General features: G+C 55.1%; 11 protein-coding genes, 3 tRNA genes and 3 rRNA genes. 11 read left to right on the top strand and 6 right to left on the bottom strand.

Annotated features, from left to right (window positions below):
- Positions 1–29: 29 nt before the first annotated feature.
- From clpB to dkgB, 7 genes are all read left to right on the top strand, one after another.
- The gene (gene clpB / locus GF111_RS08695; protein ID WP_025301647.1) at positions 30–2603 is read left to right on the top strand and encodes an ATP-dependent chaperone ClpB; all 2574 of its coding nucleotides are present in this window, start codon (positions 30–32) and stop codon (positions 2601–2603) included.
- A 511-nt stretch (positions 2604–3114) separates the two neighbouring features.
- A 16S ribosomal RNA gene (locus GF111_RS08690) occupies positions 3115–4656 on the top strand.
- Between the two features lie 139 nt (positions 4657–4795).
- Positions 4796–4871 (top strand) — tRNA-Glu (locus tag GF111_RS08685).
- A 234-nt stretch (positions 4872–5105) separates the two neighbouring features.
- Positions 5106–8013: ribosomal RNA gene (locus GF111_RS08680) — 23S ribosomal RNA — on the top strand.
- 106 nt (positions 8014–8119) lie between these two features.
- Positions 8120–8235, top strand: a 5S ribosomal RNA gene (gene rrf, locus GF111_RS08675).
- Together the 16S, 23S and 5S rRNA genes with 2 tRNA genes alongside form the textbook arrangement of a ribosomal RNA operon.
- Positions 8236–8329: 94 nt before the next feature.
- Positions 8330–8406 (top strand) — tRNA-Asp (locus GF111_RS08670).
- A 213-nt stretch (positions 8407–8619) separates the two neighbouring features.
- Complete coding sequence (gene dkgB, locus GF111_RS08665) at positions 8620–9423, top strand: 2,5-didehydrogluconate reductase DkgB (protein WP_147191501.1); 804 nt, start codon at positions 8620–8622, stop codon at positions 9421–9423.
- Between the two features lie 46 nt (positions 9424–9469).
- On the opposite strand, the gene yafC is transcribed toward dkgB, so the two are convergent.
- Positions 9470–10354, bottom strand: a complete 885-nt coding sequence (gene yafC / locus GF111_RS08660) for a DNA-binding transcriptional regulator YafC (RefSeq protein ID WP_038871393.1) — start codon at positions 10352–10354, stop codon at positions 9470–9472.
- A gap of 330 nt (positions 10355–10684) precedes the next feature.
- On the opposite strand from yafC, the gene GF111_RS08655 reads away from it, so the two are divergent.
- Positions 10685–11479, top strand: coding sequence for an endonuclease/exonuclease/phosphatase family protein (locus GF111_RS08655; protein WP_025160092.1), 795 nt, complete (start codon positions 10685–10687; stop codon positions 11477–11479).
- A gap of 21 nt (positions 11480–11500) precedes the next feature.
- On the opposite strand, the gene GF111_RS08650 is transcribed toward GF111_RS08655, so the two are convergent.
- The 3 genes from GF111_RS08650 to gloB form a co-directional block, all read right to left on the bottom strand.
- Complete coding sequence (locus GF111_RS08650; RefSeq protein WP_071845303.1) at positions 11501–12706, bottom strand: ISL3 family transposase; 1206 nt, start codon at positions 12704–12706, stop codon at positions 11501–11503.
- Between the two features lie 143 nt (positions 12707–12849).
- Positions 12850–14232, bottom strand: coding sequence for a murein transglycosylase D (mltD, locus tag GF111_RS08645; RefSeq protein WP_139156125.1), 1383 nt, complete (start codon positions 14230–14232; stop codon positions 12850–12852).
- Positions 14233–14303: 71 nt separating this feature from the next.
- Positions 14304–15059: a hydroxyacylglutathione hydrolase gene (gene gloB, locus GF111_RS08640; protein ID WP_047728870.1), complete on the bottom strand. Its 756-nt coding sequence runs from the start codon at positions 15057–15059 to the stop codon at positions 14304–14306.
- Between the two features lie 44 nt (positions 15060–15103).
- Between gloB and GF111_RS08635 the strand changes: the two genes are divergently transcribed.
- Complete coding sequence (locus GF111_RS08635) at positions 15104–15823, top strand: class I SAM-dependent methyltransferase (protein WP_047728867.1); 720 nt, start codon at positions 15104–15106, stop codon at positions 15821–15823.
- On the opposite strand, the gene rnhA is transcribed toward GF111_RS08635, so the two are convergent.
- Positions 15820–16287 (bottom strand): ribonuclease HI, encoded by a 468-nt coding sequence (gene rnhA / locus GF111_RS08630; protein WP_033649910.1) that lies wholly within the window; start codon positions 16285–16287, stop codon positions 15820–15822. The genes GF111_RS08635 and rnhA overlap by 4 nt on opposite strands.
- A 71-nt stretch (positions 16288–16358) precedes the next feature.
- Here rnhA and dnaQ point away from each other — a divergent pair, with 71 nt between their 5' ends.
- Positions 16359–17102 carry a DNA polymerase III subunit epsilon gene (gene dnaQ / locus GF111_RS08625; RefSeq protein WP_038871384.1) on the top strand — a complete coding sequence of 248 codons (744 nt, stop codon included), beginning with the start codon at positions 16359–16361 and terminating at the stop codon, positions 17100–17102.
- A 144-nt stretch (positions 17103–17246) separates the two neighbouring features.
- Positions 17247–17323: transfer RNA gene (locus GF111_RS08620), tRNA-Asp, on the top strand.
- A 105-nt stretch (positions 17324–17428) separates the two neighbouring features.
- Here GF111_RS08620 and GF111_RS08615 read toward each other — a convergent pair.
- On the bottom strand, positions 17429–19669 hold the full coding sequence (locus GF111_RS08615; protein ID WP_147191502.1) for a TonB-dependent siderophore receptor: 2241 nt from the start codon (positions 19667–19669) through the stop codon (positions 17429–17431).
- Positions 19670–19676 lie beyond the last annotated feature (7 nt).

Below are 19676 nucleotides of genomic sequence, written 5' to 3'. Positions count from 1 at the left end.
TAGCAATTTCGACCCATCTTGGAGGTGTTATGCGTCTGGATCGTCTTACCAACAAATTCCAGCTTGCCCTCGCCGATGCCCAGTCACTAGCCCTTGGGCACGACAACCAGTTTATTGAACCGCTACATCTGATGAGCGCCCTGCTCAATCAGGAAGGGGGCACGGTTCGTCCACTATTAACTTCCGCAGGTATCGATGCCGGGCGCGTGCGCACCGAAATCGAACAGGCGCTGTCCCGTTTACCGCAGGTAGAAGGTACCGGTGGCGACGTTCAACCGTCCCACGAGCTGGTGCGCGTCTTGAACCTGTGCGACAAGCTGGCGCAGAAGCGCGCGGACAAATTCATTTCTTCCGAGCTGTTTGTGCTTGCGGTGCTGGAAGACCGCGGCTCGTTGACCGACTTGTTGAAAGCGGCCGGCGCAACGGCCGACAAAATCAGCAAAGCCATTGAACAAATGAGAGGCGGTGACAGCGTGGAAGACCAAGGCGCCGAAGACCAACGGCAAGCATTGAAGAAATACACGATCGATCTGACCGAACGCGCCGAGCAGGGCAAACTAGACCCGGTAATCGGCCGTGATGAAGAGATCCGCCGCACCATCCAGGTGCTGCAGCGCCGTACCAAAAACAACCCGGTGCTGATCGGCGAACCCGGCGTGGGTAAAACCGCCATCGTCGAAGGCCTGGCGCAGCGCATCATCAACGGCGAAGTGCCGGAAGGGCTGAAGCACAAGCGCGTATTGTCCCTCGATATGGGCGCCTTGATCGCCGGTGCCAAGTACCGCGGCGAGTTTGAAGAGCGCCTGAAAGGCGTGCTCAACGATCTGGCCAAGCAGGAAGGCAGCGTTATCCTGTTTATCGACGAACTGCACACCATGGTCGGCGCCGGTAAGGCGGATGGCGCGATGGATGCGGGCAACATGCTCAAACCGGCGCTGGCGCGCGGCGAGCTGCACTGCGTCGGTGCGACTACGCTCGACGAGTATCGTCAGTATATAGAGAAGGATGCGGCGCTCGAACGTCGTTTCCAGAAAGTGTATGTGGCGGAGCCGAGCGTGGAAGACACCATCGCTATCCTGCGCGGCTTGAAAGAGCGTTACGAACTGCACCACCACGTGCAGATCACCGACCCGGCCATCGTGGCGGCGGCAACGCTTTCGCACCGTTATATCGCCGATCGTCAATTGCCGGACAAGGCTATCGACCTGATCGACGAAGCGGCGTCCAGCATTCGTATGCAGATGGATTCCAAGCCGGAATCGCTCGACAGGCTTGAACGCCGCATCATTCAGTTGAAGCTGGAACAACAGGCGTTGAATAAAGAGTCTGACGATGCCAGCAAGAAACGCCTGGACATGCTCAGCGACGAGCTGGGACAGAAAGAGCGCGAATATTCGGAGCTGGAAGAAGAGTGGAAAGCGGAAAAAGCCTCGCTCTCCGGCACCCAGAACATCAAGGCCGAACTCGAACAGGCCAAAATCACCCTGGAGCAGGCGCGCCGCGTCGGCGATCTGGGGCGGATGTCGGAACTGCAGTACGGCAAAATTCCTGAGCTGGAGAAACAGCTCGCCGCCGCCACGCAGGCCGAAGGCAAGAGCATGAAGCTGCTGCGCAACCGGGTGACCGATGCGGAGATTGCCGAAGTGCTGGCGCGTGCGACCGGTATCCCGGTGGCCAGAATGCTGGAAGGGGAGCGTGACAAACTGCTGCGCCTGGAGCAAGAGCTGCATTCGCGGGTTATTGGCCAGGACGAAGCGGTCAGCGCGGTCTCGAATGCTATCCGCCGCAGCCGCGCCGGGTTGTCCGATCCTAACCGGCCGATCGGTTCGTTCCTGTTCCTCGGCCCGACCGGGGTGGGGAAAACCGAGCTCTGCAAAGCGCTGGCTTCGTTCCTGTTCGACAGCGACGACGCCATGGTGCGTATCGACATGTCCGAGTTTATGGAGAAACACTCCGTTTCTCGTCTGGTCGGCGCGCCTCCGGGTTATGTCGGCTATGAAGAGGGCGGTTACCTCACGGAGGCCGTGCGCCGCCGGCCTTATTCGGTGATTCTGCTGGATGAAGTCGAGAAAGCGCACCCGGACGTATTCAATATTCTGTTGCAGGTGTTGGATGACGGCCGACTGACCGATGGTCAAGGCCGTACCGTCGATTTCCGCAATACCGTGGTGATCATGACGTCCAACCTGGGCTCCGATCTTATCCAGGAGCATTTCGGTCAGATGAACTACGCACAGATGAAAGAGTCGGTGATGGAGATGGTGAGTCACCACTTCCGTCCGGAGTTCATCAACCGTATCGACGAAGTGGTGGTGTTCCATCCGCTGGGCGAGAAACACATTGCTGCAATTGCCAAGATTCAGCTGTCGCGTCTGTACAAGCGTTTGGAAGAGCGCGGTTACGAAGTGACCATGACCGAACCGGCCCTGGCGCTGTTGAGCAAAACCGGTTACGACCCTGTGTATGGTGCGCGTCCGTTGAAACGCGCTATTCAGCAGGAGATCGAGAATCCGCTGGCGCAGCAAATCCTGTCCGGTAAGCTGATCCCCGGCAAGCTGGTCACGCTGGATGTGGAAAACGACCATATCGTTGCTCGCCAATAACGGCGATTAAGGATAATAAAGATGAAAGGGAGCGGGGGACCGCTCCCTTTTCTTTATCTTCGTTTGTCCCTATTTACAGGGGTTGCCGCTATTACTGCCCTAAAACCAGCATTTTTTGACTAATAAACATCCTAAAAAGGCATTTTTGGTGGTTATTTGAGCGCTTGAAAAGTTTTTTGCAATTAGGGGTTGCGGCCCGCCGAGAACTCCCTATAATGCGCCTCCACTGACCGGGAACAACGACTGACAAGCCGCCGGGTCAGCGAGAAGAAAGCGAAATAAACGCTTGACTCTCCGGGTGAAAAGCGTAATATACGCAGCCCGCGCCGATGAGTTTCTCGGCACTGCTCTTTAACAATTTATCAGACAATCTGTGTGGGCACTCCACAAGACGATATCCAGCATCTTCGGATGCAAAAAAATATCAAGTCTTGAAGAGTGACTAACTGAAGTAAAATTCATGCAGTAAATCTTTGAGCATCGCTTCTCGAGTGGAAGCAAATCAAGCTTTTAATTGAAGAGTTTGATCATGGCTCAGATTGAACGCTGGCGGCAGGCTTAACACATGCAAGTCGAGCGGTAGCACAGGGGAGCTTGCTCCCTGGGTGACGAGCGGCGGACGGGTGAGTAATGTCTGGGAAACTGCCTGATGGAGGGGGATAACTACTGGAAACGGTAGCTAATACCGCATAACGTCGCAAGACCAAAGAGGGGGACCTTCGGGCCTCTTGCCATCAGATGTGCCCAGATGGGATTAGCTAGTAGGTGGGGTAATGGCTCACCTAGGCGACGATCCCTAGCTGGTCTGAGAGGATGACCAGCCACACTGGAACTGAGACACGGTCCAGACTCCTACGGGAGGCAGCAGTGGGGAATATTGCACAATGGGCGCAAGCCTGATGCAGCCATGCCGCGTGTGTGAAGAAGGCCTTCGGGTTGTAAAGCACTTTCAGCGAGGAGGAAGGTGGTGAACTTAATACGTTCATCAATTGACGTTACTCGCAGAAGAAGCACCGGCTAACTCCGTGCCAGCAGCCGCGGTAATACGGAGGGTGCAAGCGTTAATCGGAATTACTGGGCGTAAAGCGCACGCAGGCGGTTTGTTAAGTCAGATGTGAAATCCCCGGGCTCAACCTGGGAACTGCATTTGAAACTGGCAAGCTAGAGTCTCGTAGAGGGGGGTAGAATTCCAGGTGTAGCGGTGAAATGCGTAGAGATCTGGAGGAATACCGGTGGCGAAGGCGGCCCCCTGGACGAAGACTGACGCTCAGGTGCGAAAGCGTGGGGAGCAAACAGGATTAGATACCCTGGTAGTCCACGCTGTAAACGATGTCGATTTGGAGGTTGTGCCCTTGAGGCGTGGCTTCCGGAGCTAACGCGTTAAATCGACCGCCTGGGGAGTACGGCCGCAAGGTTAAAACTCAAATGAATTGACGGGGGCCCGCACAAGCGGTGGAGCATGTGGTTTAATTCGATGCAACGCGAAGAACCTTACCTACTCTTGACATCCAGAGAACTTTCCAGAGATGGATTGGTGCCTTCGGGAACTCTGAGACAGGTGCTGCATGGCTGTCGTCAGCTCGTGTTGTGAAATGTTGGGTTAAGTCCCGCAACGAGCGCAACCCTTATCCTTTGTTGCCAGCGGTTCGGCCGGGAACTCAAAGGAGACTGCCAGTGATAAACTGGAGGAAGGTGGGGATGACGTCAAGTCATCATGGCCCTTACGAGTAGGGCTACACACGTGCTACAATGGCATATACAAAGAGAAGCGACCTCGCGAGAGCAAGCGGACCTCATAAAGTATGTCGTAGTCCGGATTGGAGTCTGCAACTCGACTCCATGAAGTCGGAATCGCTAGTAATCGTAGATCAGAATGCTACGGTGAATACGTTCCCGGGCCTTGTACACACCGCCCGTCACACCATGGGAGTGGGTTGCAAAAGAAGTAGGTAGCTTAACCTTCGGGAGGGCGCTTACCACTTTGTGATTCATGACTGGGGTGAAGTCGTAACAAGGTAACCGTAGGGGAACCTGCGGTTGGATCACCTCCTTACCTAAAGATATTAGTTCGAGTGGCGTGCTCACACAGATTGTCTGATGAAAAGTAACGAGCAAAGCGCTACCTGTTGATGCCATGAGTTATTCATGCTGATACGAACCGATTAAGTCATTCAGTTTAATCGGATTTTCGTGTCCCCATCGTCTAGAGGCCTAGGACACTGCCCTTTCACGGCTGTAACAGGGGTTCGAATCCCCTTGGGGACGCCATTCCGATAATGAGTGAAAGACATTATCACCGGTCACGACAGGCCGAAAAAATCTTAAAGATGACTTACGAGTCATGTTTAAGATATTGCTCTTTAACAATCTGGAACAAGCTGAAAATTGAAACATGACGGCTGAAATTTATCCCTCCGTAGAAGTATTGGGGTAAAGAGTAACCTGTCATAGAGTCTCTCAAATGTTTGCAGCACGAACGATGGAAACATCTTCGGGTTGTGAGGTTAAGTGACTAAGCGTACACGGTGGATGCCTAGGCAGTCAGAGGCGATGAAGGGCGTGCTAATCTGCGAAAAGCGTCGGTAAGGTGATATGAACCGTTACAACCGGCGATACCCGAATGGGGAAACCCAGTGTGTTTCGACACACTATCATGTCATGAATACATAGTGGCATGAGGCGAACCGGGGGAACTGAAACATCTAAGTACCCCGAGGAAAAGAAATCAACCGAGATTCCCCCAGTAGCGGCGAGCGAACGGGGAGGAGCCCAGAACCTGAATCGGCTTGTGTGTTAGTGGAAGCGTCTGGAAAGTCGCGCAGCAAAGGGTGATAGCCCCGTACACTAAAATGCACAGGTCGTGAGTTCGATGAGTAGGGCGGGACACGTGACATCCTGTCTGAATATGGGGGGACCATCCTCCAAGGCTAAATACTCCTGACTGACCGATAGTGAACCAGTACCGTGAGGGAAAGGCGAAAAGAACCCCAGCGAGGGGAGTGAAATAGAACCTGAAACCGTGTACGTACAAGCAGTGGGAGCACCTTCGTGGTGTGACTGCGTACCTTTTGTATAATGGGTCAGCGACTTATATTTTGTAGCAAGGTTAACCGTATAGGGGAGCCGTAGGGAAACCGAGTCTTAACTGGGCGAATAGTTGCAAGGTATAGACCCGAAACCCGGTGATCTAGCCATGGGCAGGTTGAAGGTTGGGTAACACTAACTGGAGGACCGAACCGACTAATGTTGAAAAATTAGCGGATGACTTGTGGCTGGGGGTGAAAGGCCAATCAAACCGGGAGATAGCTGGTTCTCCCCGAAAGCTATTTAGGTAGCGCCTCGTGAACTCATCTTCGGGGGTAGAGCACTGTTTCGGCTAGGGGGCCATCCCGGCTTACCAAACCGATGCAAACTCCGAATACCGAAGAATGTTATCACGGGAGACACACGGCGGGTGCTAACGTCCGTCGTGAAGAGGGAAACAACCCAGACCGCCAGCTAAGGTCCCAAAGTCATGGTTAAGTGGGAAACGATGTGGGAAGGCATAGACAGCCAGGATGTTGGCTTAGAAGCAGCCATCATTTAAAGAAAGCGTAATAGCTCACTGGTCGAGTCGGCCTGCGCGGAAGATGTAACGGGGCTAAACCATGCACCGAAGCTGCGGCAGCGACGCTTAGGCGTTGTTGGGTAGGGGAGCGTTCTGTAAGCCGTTGAAGGTGGCCTGTGAGGGTTGCTGGAGGTATCAGAAGTGCGAATGCTGACATAAGTAACGATAAAGCGGGTGAAAAGCCCGCTCGCCGGAAGACCAAGGGTTCCTGTCCAACGTTAATCGGGGCAGGGTGAGTCGACCCCTAAGGCGAGGCTGAAAAGCGTAGTCGATGGGAAACAGGTTAATATTCCTGTACTTGGTGTTACTGCGAAGGGGGGACGGAGAAGGCTAGGCTAGCCGGGCGACGGTTGTCCCGGTTTAAGCGTGTAGGGGGTGTGACCTGGTAAATCCGGTTGCATATCAACCCTGAGGCGTGATGACGATGCACTACGGTGCAGAAGTAGTTGATGCCCTGCTTCCAGGAAAAGCCTCTAAGCTCCAGGTAACATTGAATCGTACCCCAAACCGACACAGGTGGTCAGGTAGAGAATACCAAGGCGCTTGAGAGAACTCGGGTGAAGGAACTAGGCAAAATGGTGCCGTAACTTCGGGAGAAGGCACGCTGGCATGTAGGTGAAGTCCTTCGCGGATGGAGCTGAAGCCAGTCGAAGATACCAGCTGGCTGCAACTGTTTAATAAAAACACAGCACTGTGCAAACACGAAAGTGGACGTATACGGTGTGACGCCTGCCCGGTGCTGGAAGGTTAATTGATGGGGTCAGCCGCAAGGCGAAGCTCTTGATCGAAGCCCCAGTAAACGGCGGCCGTAACTATAACGGTCCTAAGGTAGCGAAATTCCTTGTCGGGTAAGTTCCGACCTGCACGAATGGCGTAATGATGGCCAGGCTGTCTCCACCCGAGACTCAGTGAAATTGAACTCGCTGTGAAGATGCAGTGTACCCGCGGCAAGACGGAAAGACCCCGTGAACCTTTACTATAGCTTGACACTGAACATTGAGCCTTGATGTGTAGGATAGGTGGGAGGCTTTGAAGCGTGGACGCCAGTCTGCGTGGAGCCATCCTTGAAATACCACCCTTTAATGTTTGATGTTCTAACTCGGCCCCATAATCTGGGGTGAGGACAGTGTCTGGTGGGTAGTTTGACTGGGGCGGTCTCCTCCCAAAGAGTAACGGAGGAGCACGAAGGTTAGCTAATCACGGTCGGACATCGTGAGGTTAGTGCAAAGGCATAAGCTAGCTTGACTGCGAGAGTGACGGCTCGAGCAGGTACGAAAGTAGGTCTTAGTGATCCGGTGGTTCTGAATGGAAGGGCCATCGCTCAACGGATAAAAGGTACTCCGGGGATAACAGGCTGATACCGCCCAAGAGTTCATATCGACGGCGGTGTTTGGCACCTCGATGTCGGCTCATCACATCCTGGGGCTGAAGTAGGTCCCAAGGGTATGGCTGTTCGCCATTTAAAGTGGTACGCGAGCTGGGTTTAGAACGTCGTGAGACAGTTCGGTCCCTATCTGCCGTGGGCGTTGGAAGATTGAGAGGGGTTGCTCCTAGTACGAGAGGACCGGAGTGAACGCACCACTGGTGTTCGGGTTGTCATGCCAATGGCATTGCCCGGTAGCTAAGTGCGGAAAAGATAAGCGCTGAAAGCATCTAAGCGCGAAACTTGCCTCAAGATGAGTCTTCCCTGGGCCTTTAAGGTCCCTGAAGGAACGTTTAAGACTAAGACGTTGATAGGCTGGGTGTGTAAGTGCAGCGATGCATTGAGCTAACCAGTACTAATGATCCGTGAGGCTTAACCTTACAACACCGAAGGTGTTTTGGTGAGACCAAGACAATATTCAGCTTGTTTACAGATTGGTTCTGATGGCTTCAGGAGAGTGAAGCGGTTGGAATGAAACAGAATTTGCCTGGCGGCAATAGCGCGGTGGTCCCACCTGACCCCATGCCGAACTCAGAAGTGAAACGCCGTAGCGCCGATGGTAGTGTGGGGTCTCCCCATGCGAGAGTAGGACACTGCCAGGCATCAAATAAACGTTATCAGTGTGACGACTGGTAATGCGCAAATCGCAGAGCGCGATTTTGCCGGCATCGAGAGATGCAACGTAAAAGAATCGGTGGAGCGGTAGTTCAGTTGGTTAGAATACCTGCCTGTCACGCAGGGGGTCGCGGGTTCGAGCCCCGTCCGTTCCGCCACTTAATTGATAAGCCCTGAGTCTCTGACTCAGGGCTTTTTCATATGCAAAATTCACGAAATATCGTCGAATTTTCCACCGCTCCTGCCGCTTTTTCTCAATATTGTTGCCTGCTAGTCAAAAGTTTTATGCCGAACCTGGTGTTTTTGCTCACTAAAAATATTGCCATACTCTCTCGCATCGCTATTTATCCACTAATGAGAGAGTAAATATTGTGAGCATTCCTGCATTTGGTTTAGGTACTTTCCGCCTTCAGGATCAGGTCGTTATCGACTCGGTGAGCACGGCGCTGGAACTGGGCTATCGGGCTATCGATACCGCACAGATCTATGAAAACGAAGCGGCCGTCGGCCAGGCTATCGCCGCCAGCGGTGTGCCGCGTGACGAGCTGTTCATCACGACCAAAATCTGGATCGCGAATCTGGCCAAGGGGTCATTAATTCCCAGCCTGCGAGACAGCTTGGTCAAACTGCAGACCTCGTATGTCGATCTGACATTGATTCACTGGCCATCGCCAAACGATGAGGTGCCGGTCGCCGAGTTTATGGCTGAATTGCTGGAAGCCAAGCGATTGGGGCTAACCCGTCAGATAGGGGTATCCAATTTCACGGTCGATCTGATGCAGCAGGCGATTGACGCAGTCGGTGCCGATCAGATCGCAACCAACCAGATCGAACTGTCGCCGTTCTTGCAGAATGAAAAAGTGGTGGCGTTCGCACGGCAGCATGGCATTGCCATCACCTCTTATATGACGCTGGCGTATGGCAAAGCGTTGCAGGAGGAGACGATAAAGCGTATCGCGGCGCGGCACAATGCGACGCCGGCACAGGTGGTCCTGGCCTGGGCGCTGAAGCTCGGCTATGCGGTGATCCCTTCCTCGACCAAGCGTGAAAACCTGGAAAGCAACCTGCTAGCGCAGCAGCTACAGCTGAGAGATGAAGATATGGCACAGATTGCCGCGCTGGAAAGCAACGGCCGGTTGGTCAGCCCGGAAGGTCTGGCACCCGATTGGGACTAATCTTCAGATATGATGACCTCAGGCGCTCTAGAGAGCGCCTTTTTTATCACTTTAACCGCTCGCTGATAAAATCGATAAAGCTGCGCAGGCGGTTACTGACGGCGCTATCGCTGTAGTACACCGCGTTGATCGGCATTTCGAGTGGCAGCGTGTCCTCCACCAACAGGGGGACCAGATCCCCGCGTTTGACGTCTTCATCACTCATAAAGTCCGACAGGCAGGCGATGCCGTTGCCGTGCAGGCACAGGTGGCGCTGGGTTTCGCCGCTGTTGGTGGTCAGCCCTGGAACGATCTCCAGTTGGCGGCCATCGGCACAGGCCAGCGGCCACCGGTTTAGGTTAGGCAGGTCGTTAAAGCCGATGCAGCAATGGTGTACCAGATCGGCCACCGTCTTTGGCGCGCCATACTGCGCCAGGTAGGCGGGGGAGGCCAGGATGCGCCGATAGCTGGCCATCAGCTTGCGCGCTTTCAGCGTAGAGTCCGTCAGCTCGCCGACGCGGATTGCGATATCCACTTTCCGTTCGATCAAATTGATGAAGTTTTCCGAAGAAACCAATGATAGTGACATTTCCGGATAGCGTTCACGAAACTCGGCGACCAGCGGCGTCAACAGATGCAAGACGACCGGCGTTGCGGCATCGACGCGCAGCAGCCCCTGCGGGCGTTGGCGGCTTTCCAGCAACGCATTTTCCGCTGCGGCCATATCGCTCAACACCTTTTGCACCTGCCGAAAGTAGTTTTCGCCTTCCTGGGTCAGGCTGATTTGGCGTGTCGTGCGGTTGAGCAGGGTCACGCCCAGTTTGCTCTCCAGTTTTTTTACCGTACGGCTAACCACGGAGTTGGCCTGCTGCAGGCGCTCTGCCGCTCGGCTGAAGCTGCCGCTCTCCACTACGGTGACGAAGGTGATAAGCTCGTCCGAATTCGCTTTCATTCTTGCTCCACAGGCAAACATCGTTTGAAATTTTGAGCGATTTCGTCATTTAATCACGTCGAGGCATCGCCGTCACCCACTTGAGCGCGAACCTGTACATTCCTATATCCCGTGCGCATTTTGCTGGCCTTTTCGCATTTTTCACCTCTGATGCGTCACCTTTACACAGCTATACCCTCAGAATATTGAAATCACCGCAGACGGCCCCTATAACTGAAAAGGTTATGCCTGTAAAAGCCATGCCCTCTGTGCGGGGCAGGCGTATAATCAATTCACCGTTGGCGAAGTCTTCATCGCCAGTTTCATGCTAATGGGTAATAGGCGAATCGCGTGCCGAAACGAACTTATGCAATGAGGTATGTTGCAGGCCAACCAGTCGAGCGAATTTTTCCTGGCGCCGTTAACCAGCCGTTACCGCCAGGGGCTGCGCTGCCGACGACCGGCGCTCTGCGTGTCATGGTATGGAATATTTTCAAACAGCAACGAGCCGACTGGCTTTCGGTGTTGAAAAATCATGGCAAAGATGCGCAGCTGGTGTTGTTGCAAGAGGCGCAAACCACGCCGGAGCTGGTGAGCTACGCTACCGCCAACTATCTGGCGGCCGATCAGGTGCCGGCCTTTGTGTTGCCGCAACATCCTTCCGGCGTGATGACGCTGGCAGCCGCTCATCCGGTTTACTGCTGCCCGCTGCGTGAGCGTGAGCCGCTGCTGCGGCTGTCCAAATCGGCCTTGATCACCGTTTACCCGCTGTACAATGGCGAGCTGTTGATGGTGGTGAATATCCATGCGGTGAACTTCAGCCTGGGAGTCGACGTCTACAGCAAGCAGCTGGGGCCGATTGGCGAGCAGATCGCCAGCCATCGGGGGCCGGTGATCATGGCGGGGGACTTCAACGCCTGGAGCCGTAAACGTATCAACGCGCTGTATGACTTTGCCGGCGAAATGGCGCTGCGCGAGGTGAGCTTCACCGACGATCACCGCCGCAAGGCCTTTGGTCGCCCACTGGACTTCGTGTTTTACCGTAACCTGGGTGTGGTGGAGGCCTCGGTGCTGGTGACCAGCGCGTCGGATCACAATCCGTTGTTGGTGGAGTTCCACCCGGAAAAAGACTCCCCCGTCTGGTGAATCGCAGGTAATAAAAAAGGTTCATCGCGCTTTACCGGGGAACGCTGCTTTGATTTTCAGGAAGAAGTAAGCGTTATCCCGGTATCCATAGGCCATCCGCTTCATCACTTTTATCTTATTGTTCATCCCTTCCAGCACGCTGGTATTCAACCTGTGTCTGGCACTCGCGATGATGCCACCGGCATACCCTTTCAGTTTCTCGGCGAAGTGTTGCAACGCCTTGATTCCGCTTTCCTGAGACTGCCTGTACCAGCTTGTCCAGCGCCTCCATGCCTCTTGTTCACTCGGGGCGTACCACAGTTCTTTCAGCGCGGTTTTCATCAGCCAGACCACATTCAACGGCTGATTCGCCTCCAGCAACTCCGTGAGCTTTACCTCATGCCCTTCGGGCAGGTTTTCTGGGTTGCGCAGCAGCAGCCAGCGGCTGCGTTTGATGACCTGACGCGATTTTGGGTTATCACGGAGTTGATTGGCCTGGTCGACGCGGACCCGGTCGATAACCTCCCGGCCATACTTTGCCACCACATGGAACAAGTCATAGACCACTTCCGCCTGCGGGCAGTGATGCCTGACCTCCAGGTCTAACGCCGTATTCATATCCATGGCGACAGACTGGATAGCGGCACAGCCTTCAGCGCCCAGCCAGACGAAGAAGGGGCGGAAGGCCGCTCTGCTGCGGCCTTCGCCCACCCACAACACCTGTTGCGTATCCGCATCCATCACCACGGTGGCATAACGATGTCCTTTGAACAGGGCGAACTCATCCATCACCAGACGGCGGAGGGTATGGCGCTGCGGCTCTGTCCGTTCCCGCAGCAGACGCCGGTAGTCGATATTCTTGACCGTATGCCAGTGCAGGCCGGTGAGTTGTGCAACGTGCTTAATCGGCAGTAAACGGACCAGTGACTCAACCCATACGGATAGCGTCGTGGTATATCTCTGGCGTTCAGGCAACCAGCTGATTTTTTCGGTGGTGACCCCGCAATGGGGGCAACACAGGCGCCGGACGGGGACGTTGAGCCAGACGACCCAATCGAGCAGCTGGCGTTCACGCACTCGGCGGAAGGAAACATCATGCACAACAGGAACCTGCCGTTCACAGCGCCGGCAGCAGGGGGGGACGGCAGAATCAGGCTGGAGCTGGATAAGCAGGGAGTTGGCAGAAGGATGCGAGAAGGAATTGACGACAAAGCCTTCCCAGAACAGGGAGCAAAGGTTAGCATTCATAGTGACGGCAGTTTTGAAGGTTTAGGGTGTGTTTTGGCGAATACAAACCTAAACGTTCTGACTGCCGTTTTTTATTGGTTCACGCTAAAGCGCGATGAACCATAAAAAAGCACCCCGAGGGGTGCTTTTTTTGTGCCGGTAACTTAGGTATCCGGCGTTAGCTTGTTGCCGACAAACAGGGTCAACTTCAGACCGGGTTGCAGACTGCCTTTACCGAGCGTTGAATTCCAACGCATCACGTCGTTAATATCGACGCCGTGACGACGTGCAATGCTGGCGAGCGAATCACCTTTGCGAACCTGATAGGTGATACTGCTGTTACTGCCCGTATTGCTGGCCACTTGCAGGGTTTGCCCAACTTTTAGGGCGCTCTTGGCGCGCAAGTTGTTCCAACTCTGCAAATCGCTGGTCTTAACGTTCAGCCGCTTGGCAATGCCCGATAAAGTGTCGCCGGAGCGTACTTTATACGAACTGCCACCGGACAAACCGCTGTTCTTCGCCAACTGCGTCGTTGGCTGAGTCACGGCGATCTGGCCATCGGCCAGCGAGTCTTTCAGCTGATCGGCGTGCCCTTTTGGAACCATAATGTAATGGGGCCCGTTAGGTGCCGTAACGCCTTTTTTGTAACCTGGGTTATACGCTTTCATCTTGGTGACCGAAAGCCCTGCCATCTCAGCCGCCTGAGTCAGCTGGATCTGCTGTCCGACATCGATACGCGCCAGCGCACGGGTTTCATCCGTTTTCGGGAGTTTCACGCCGTACTTCCTGCTGTTCTTGATGATGTCGCTCAGCGCCAGCATTTTCGGGACATAGATTGACGTTTCACGCGGAAGCGACAATGCCCAGAAATTGGTTGGCTTACCCTGGCGTTTGTTTGCCTTCACCGCTTGCATCACGCGGCCTTCACCACTGTTATAGGCGGCTACGGTCAATAACCAGTCGCCGTCAAACATGCGGTTCAAGCGTTGCATCATGTTAAGCGCAGCGGTTGTCGAGGCGACGACATCGCGTCGACCGTCATACCACTGATTGTTTTTCAAACCATAATTGCGACCCGTTTGCGGCACGATTTGCCATAGCCCTGCGGCGTTGGCACTTGACGTGGCGTGTGGGTCAAAAGCGCTCTCCACTATGGGTAGCAGTACCAGTTCCATCGGCATATTACGTTTCTTAATCTGCCCGACTATCCAGTACATGTACGGCTCTGCCCGTAATGTTACATCGTGGAGATAGCTCTTACTTTTTAAGTACTTTCTTTTCTGATCACGGATCCGGGAATTTTCCGGAACCTCCATCTTCAGCTCGTCGCTAATGAAGTTCCACAGGTCCTGTTGCGCGGCGGGACTGTTGTTATCCAACCACCGCGCCGAGCTCGCTCGGCCATTTGCTGTGTACTCTCCTGCTTCACCATCTTGACCAGCCGAAGACAAACTCTGTGCATGCTGTTCTGGCGCCGGTGCGTCCTGCCTGGACGACTGGCAACCCACTAGCAACACTGAGGCGAGAAATATCGCTTTAGCCTTCATGTGTGTGTCAATGTAGTTGCTTAAAAGACGAGCAATAATACTTTGCTTCGCCAAATAACACAACTAAAAGCTTAGAAGTTATCTTTCCGCAGGCGTAATTCGGAAAAAACTGAATGAAGGCTTTCTGGTGGTGAGTTAAAGCCTAATTTCTTTTGTAAATCAGCGTCATGGCAACGTAAAAACAGGTTAATTTTGCGCTCTAATTGCAATGTGGTCGGCACGCTGGCTTGGCCTTTTGCCCTTAACGCTTCAACATGTTGTTGATATGTTTCAATCTCTCGATCTTCCGGCAAAATAGCCCGCGCAAACTTAAGATTTGAAAGAGTATATTCATGCGCGCAGCAAATTAAGGTGTTATCGGGAAGTTGCGCGAGTTGTTGAAATGAGTCGTACATTTGTTTGGCGGTGCCTTCAAACAGCCTGCCGCAGCCGGCAGAGAACATTGTGTCGCCGCAGAACAGATAAGGGGCACTATAGAATGCCACATGGCCTAACGTATGGCCGGGGACGGCTAACGTCCTGTACTGGCGTCCATCGATGTTAAAGGTGTCGCCGTCGCGGACGATGTGATTGGCGCCTTTGTCTGCGGTTTCTTGCGGCCCATAGACGGCCAGGCCGGGATACTGAGCCACGATCTGCGCCACGCCGTCGACGTGATCGTGATGGTGGTGGGTCAGCAGGATCGCCGCCGGCACCAGCTGCAGGCGCTGCAGCGCTTCGAGCACCGGCTGCGCCTCACCCGGATCGACGATAATGCAGCGTCCCTGCCGGTCATCCAATAACCAAATGTAATTGTCCTGGAAGGCGGGAATGCTGATAAGATTCATGGTGTACCTCTCGTTGGCAACGGCTTGAAAGAAGATAATAAATCATGAAACCAGCCCATACTCTACAAAAGCTCACCGGCCCGCAGTCCTGGGCGGAGCTGCCGTGGGGGGAGTACTATCGTGAAGCGCTCGAGCGGCAGTTGCAACCCTGGTGGCCGAAGCTGTTCGGTTTCCATCTGCTGAAGATGGGCATGCTCAGCGCCGAGTTGGCCACGGACAAATGCGCGATTTCCCATCAGGTCAACGTAGGGCTGGAGGGCGAAGGGCTGCAGGTGATCGCCGATGCTTATCAACTGCCGTTTGCCGCCAAGTCGGTGGATGCCTGCCTGTTAGCGCATACGCTGTCCTATGCGGACGATCCGCATCGCATGTTGCGTGAGGTGGACAGGGTATTGATCGACGACGGCTGGTTGGTTATCAGCAGCTTCAATCCGTTCAGCCTGCTGGGATTGGGCAAGCTGGTGCCCGGGTTGCGTCATCGCCAGCCCTATGTCAGCCGCATGTTTACCCAGATGCGGCTGTTGGATTGGCTTAGCCTGCTGAATTATGAGGTGCTCCACCAGGCGCGTTTTCACGTGCTACCGTGGCATCGCCTGGGCGGAAAATTTTTATGCACCCATTTGCCGGCGCTGGGCTGCATGAGCGTGATTGTGGCGCGCAAACGCACCTTGCCGCTGACGCCCACGCCGATGAAACTGGGGGCGAGAAAACCGTCTCTCAGCCGCGCGGTGGGCGCGACCAAGAGCTACCGCAAACTGCCTTAGGCTTCCGGTTGGTAACCGACGTCTTCCTGCGTCGGCTTGCCGGCCGCTTCGCGCGCCAGCACGTCACAACGTTCGTTCTCCGGGTGGCCGGCGTGGCCCTTGACCCATTCCCATTTTACCTCGTGGCGCTGAATGGCCAGATCCAACCGCTGCCACAGATCGACATTCTTGACCGGCTTTTTGTCGGCGGTTTTCCAGCCGCGCTTCTTCCAGTTATGGATCCAGCTGGTGATGCCCTGGCGCACATACTGGCTGTCGGTGCTGAGCGTCACGGCGCAGGGTACGGTCAGCGCTTCCAGCGCCACGATCGCCGCCATCATTTCCATGCGGTTATTGGTGGTCAGACGAAAACCCTCGCTGAAGGTTTTTTCCGTCTGCTTATAGCGTAATATCGCACCGTAACCCCCGGGGCCGGGATTGCCAAGGCAGGAGCCATCGGTGAAAATTTCTACCTGTTTGAGCATCTCTGGTAGACTCTTCCTATCAGTTTTTAAAAGCCAAGTCTGACATAAACGAGCGCTGTGAGCACTGCAATATGATCTCTACAACCACCAGACAGATTGTCCTCGATACCGAAACCACCGGTATGAACAAGCTTGGGGTGCACTACGAAGGGCACCGCATCATCGAAATCGGTGCGGTGGAGGTGATTAACCGCCGCCTGACCGGGCGCAATTTCCACGTTTACATCAAGCCGGATCGGCTGGTGGATCCGGAAGCTTACGGCGTACACGGCATCAGCGACGATTTCCTGGCCGACAAGCCGACCTTCGATCAGGTTGCCGACGAATTCCTCGACTTTATCCGCGGCGGCGAGCTGGTGATCCATAACGCGGCGTTCGACATCGGCTTTATGGATCACGAATTCCGCATGTTGCAGCAGGGTATCCCGAAGACCGAGACCTTCTGCACCATCACCGACAGCCTGCTGATGGCGCGCCGCCTGTTCCCGGGCAAGCGCAACAACCTCGATGCCTTGTGCAGCCGTTATGAGATAGACAACAGCAAGCGTACGCTGCACGGCGCATTGCTCGATGCCGAGATCCTGGCGGAAGTCTATCTGGCGATGACCGGCGGTCAGACCTCGATAGCGTTCCAGATGGAAGGTGATACCCAGCAAAACGACGCCGCGCAAGAAATTCAGCGCATTGTCCGCCCGGCGACCGCGATGAAAGTGGTCTACGCCAGCGACGAAGAAGTGAAGGCGCACGAGGCGCGTCTGGATCTGGTGGCGAAAAAGGGCGGCAGCTGCCTGTGGCGCGGTGCGCCGGCCGAGTAGCGGCATTTTTGCACGAAAAAAACGCACCGGATGAACCTTCGTTGAAAAACTGTGCAAACGGTTCATTTGGTGAGAAAAAGGCGTTGACGGAACCGAGAGGCGTCCGTAATATGCGCCTCGTTCCCCCGCAAGAGGGAATGGCGCGGAGCGGTAGTTCAGTTGGTTAGAATACCTGCCTGTCACGCAGGGGGTCGCGGGTTCGAGCCCCGTCCGTTCCGCCACTATTCAGAAGCCCTGAGTTAGCGATAACTCAGGGCTTCGTCGTTTCTGCTCTCGGCAAAACGGTGCGGCCCAATGAACGGGGCCGGCAGACCGGCCCCTTATCCTCAGAACAACACCGAGTAGTTCAAGCCGAAGGTGCGTCCGCGGCCTTTATAACTGTACAGCTCAGGTGAGCCGTAGGTCGGGCTGTACAGGATCGGCGCGCGTTGGCCCCAAACGGTGGTGTACTCTTTGTCCAGCAGGTTTTCCACGCTGAAGCTGATTTTCCCCACCGGCAGGGTATAGCTGCCGAGGAAGTCGAGGGTGTTGTAGCCATCGATCTTGCGGCCCCGGGTGGAGTTGGCCTTGGTGTAATCGCCGTCGTCCGACACGTCGAAGGTTTGCTGCGACTGTAAGCGCAGATTCCAGTCGCCCGGCGCCCAGCCGACATAAGCGGTAACTTTCGATGGGCTGGCGGTATCCACCACCAGCTTCTTCCATTCGCCGTTGACCTTGGTTTCGGAACGGATAACGTTGAAGTTGGTGCCGGCGCTCCAGTCGCTGTCTTCAAAGAAATAATCCACCGTGCCTTCCACTCCATAGATGCGGCGCTTGTCCGCATGGACGTTGATGGTCATGTCGGTTTTGTTGATGGCGATGCTCTTGTCGGACAGCGAATAGTAGGCGGCGATTTGCGTGCGCAGGTTATCGCCGGTATAGCGCCAACCCAGTTCGTAGGCATTGACCTTGATGCCTTGCAGCTTGGAATCACCGACGTTGACGCTCTTCAGCAGCCGGTAATGGCCGCCGTTCAACGCGTAGGTGCCGTTGCCGTAATACTTGCCCGGGTCCGGGATCTCGAAGCCCTGAGAGAAGTTGAACCAGGTTTGCTGGCGATCGGTCAGGTGCGCCAACAGGCCGGCGTTGAACAGCGCGTTGTTATAGTCGGTTTTCCCTCCCGGTATCGCGTCGGCGGACGTCGCGGCGCCGGTGGCGATCGCCTGCTGTTGGTTATAGCCGACGAAGTCGTCAATCTTGTTTTCGGTGTACTGGTAACGCACGCCACCGCTCAGGGTGAAGATCGGGTTGATGTCGTAGCTGGCCTGCAGGAACGACGCCAGGTTGCTGGTGGTATAGCTCGGGTAGCGGCCGGTATTGTAGGCGTTCTCCAGCGTCATGCCGCCGGACTGTTGCGCTTTCGCCAGGTTGAAGAACTGTTGGTTGGCGTTGAAGCTCTCATGCTCGGCGTCGATGCCGTAAGTCAGCGTCAGTGCATCGACAGGCTTGCTGTTTAACGTCAGCTTGCCGCCGTAGAAATCGGTTTTTTGCTGCGAAGCGCCAATGCTGCTGACGTAATAGTTCGGCGCTTTGCCCGCCAGCGTCGGGAACGGGTAGAAGGTCAGGGTTTCGTCGCGGTAGTAGACCTGTGCCACCAAATCCTGGCCGAGGAAATCGGTGTTGGAATACTGCAGGTTGATCAGATGGCGTTCGGTGCCGGGGATACGGTCGGAATTTAAGTTGCCGCTGTTGTATGCCTTGGCGTTGCCGGTCACCGCCGCAAAGTTCTCTCCCAGGAACAGACCGTGATCGCCGTCGGATTGGCTTTTATAGTATTGAGTGGTCAGCTGCAGCTGTTGGTGTTCGTCGATGTTGAGGGTGCCGGTGCCCATGACGTCGAGGCGATCGGAATACTGCAGGCCGGTTTGGGTATTGTCGATCAGCACCTCGTTGCCTTTACCGTCATACCAGCCGCCGTAGCGCTGATAAGAAACGGACAGGCGCCCCGAGGCGTTGTCGTTGCCACCGCTGACCGCCGCCGCTACGTTTTCGTCGTGATCGTTATGGCCGCCAAAGCCGGTTTTACCGCCGATCTGTAATTCGACCTGCTGTTCCCGCTGCCCCTTTTTGGTGACGATGTTGATCAGGCCGCCGGTGCTGCCACCGCCGTACAGCGAGGTCGCGCCGGAAATCACCTCAATATGATCGATATTGAACGGATCGATCGAATCCAATTGGCGGCTGTCGCTGCGCGATGAATTCAGGCGTACGCCGTCGATCATCACCATCATCGAACGGCCGCGCATATTCATGCCATAGTTGGTGCGGCCCTGGCCGCTGACGTCCATGCCGGGGATCAGCTGCGCCAACATGTCCTTGATCTCTTTACCACCCTGAACCTGCTGTTCGATCTCCTGGCTTTCAATGATCCAGGTCGTCTGCGCCATTTCCGCCGCGCTACGGTGCGAACGGCTGGCGGAGACCACCAACTGCTCTTCGTTGCCGGCTTTCTGATCCTCTGCCCAAGCCGCCGGCACAAGCATTGCCAGCAAACAAGGTTTCAATACCCAAAGGTGTTTGCGTTTCATCGTTATT

It is taken from the genome of Serratia sp. HRI (assembly GCF_010119335.3).
GTDB classification, from domain to species: domain Bacteria; phylum Pseudomonadota; class Gammaproteobacteria; order Enterobacterales; family Enterobacteriaceae; genus Serratia; species Serratia nevei.
This window is presented reverse-complemented; position numbering and strand designations above follow the sequence as displayed.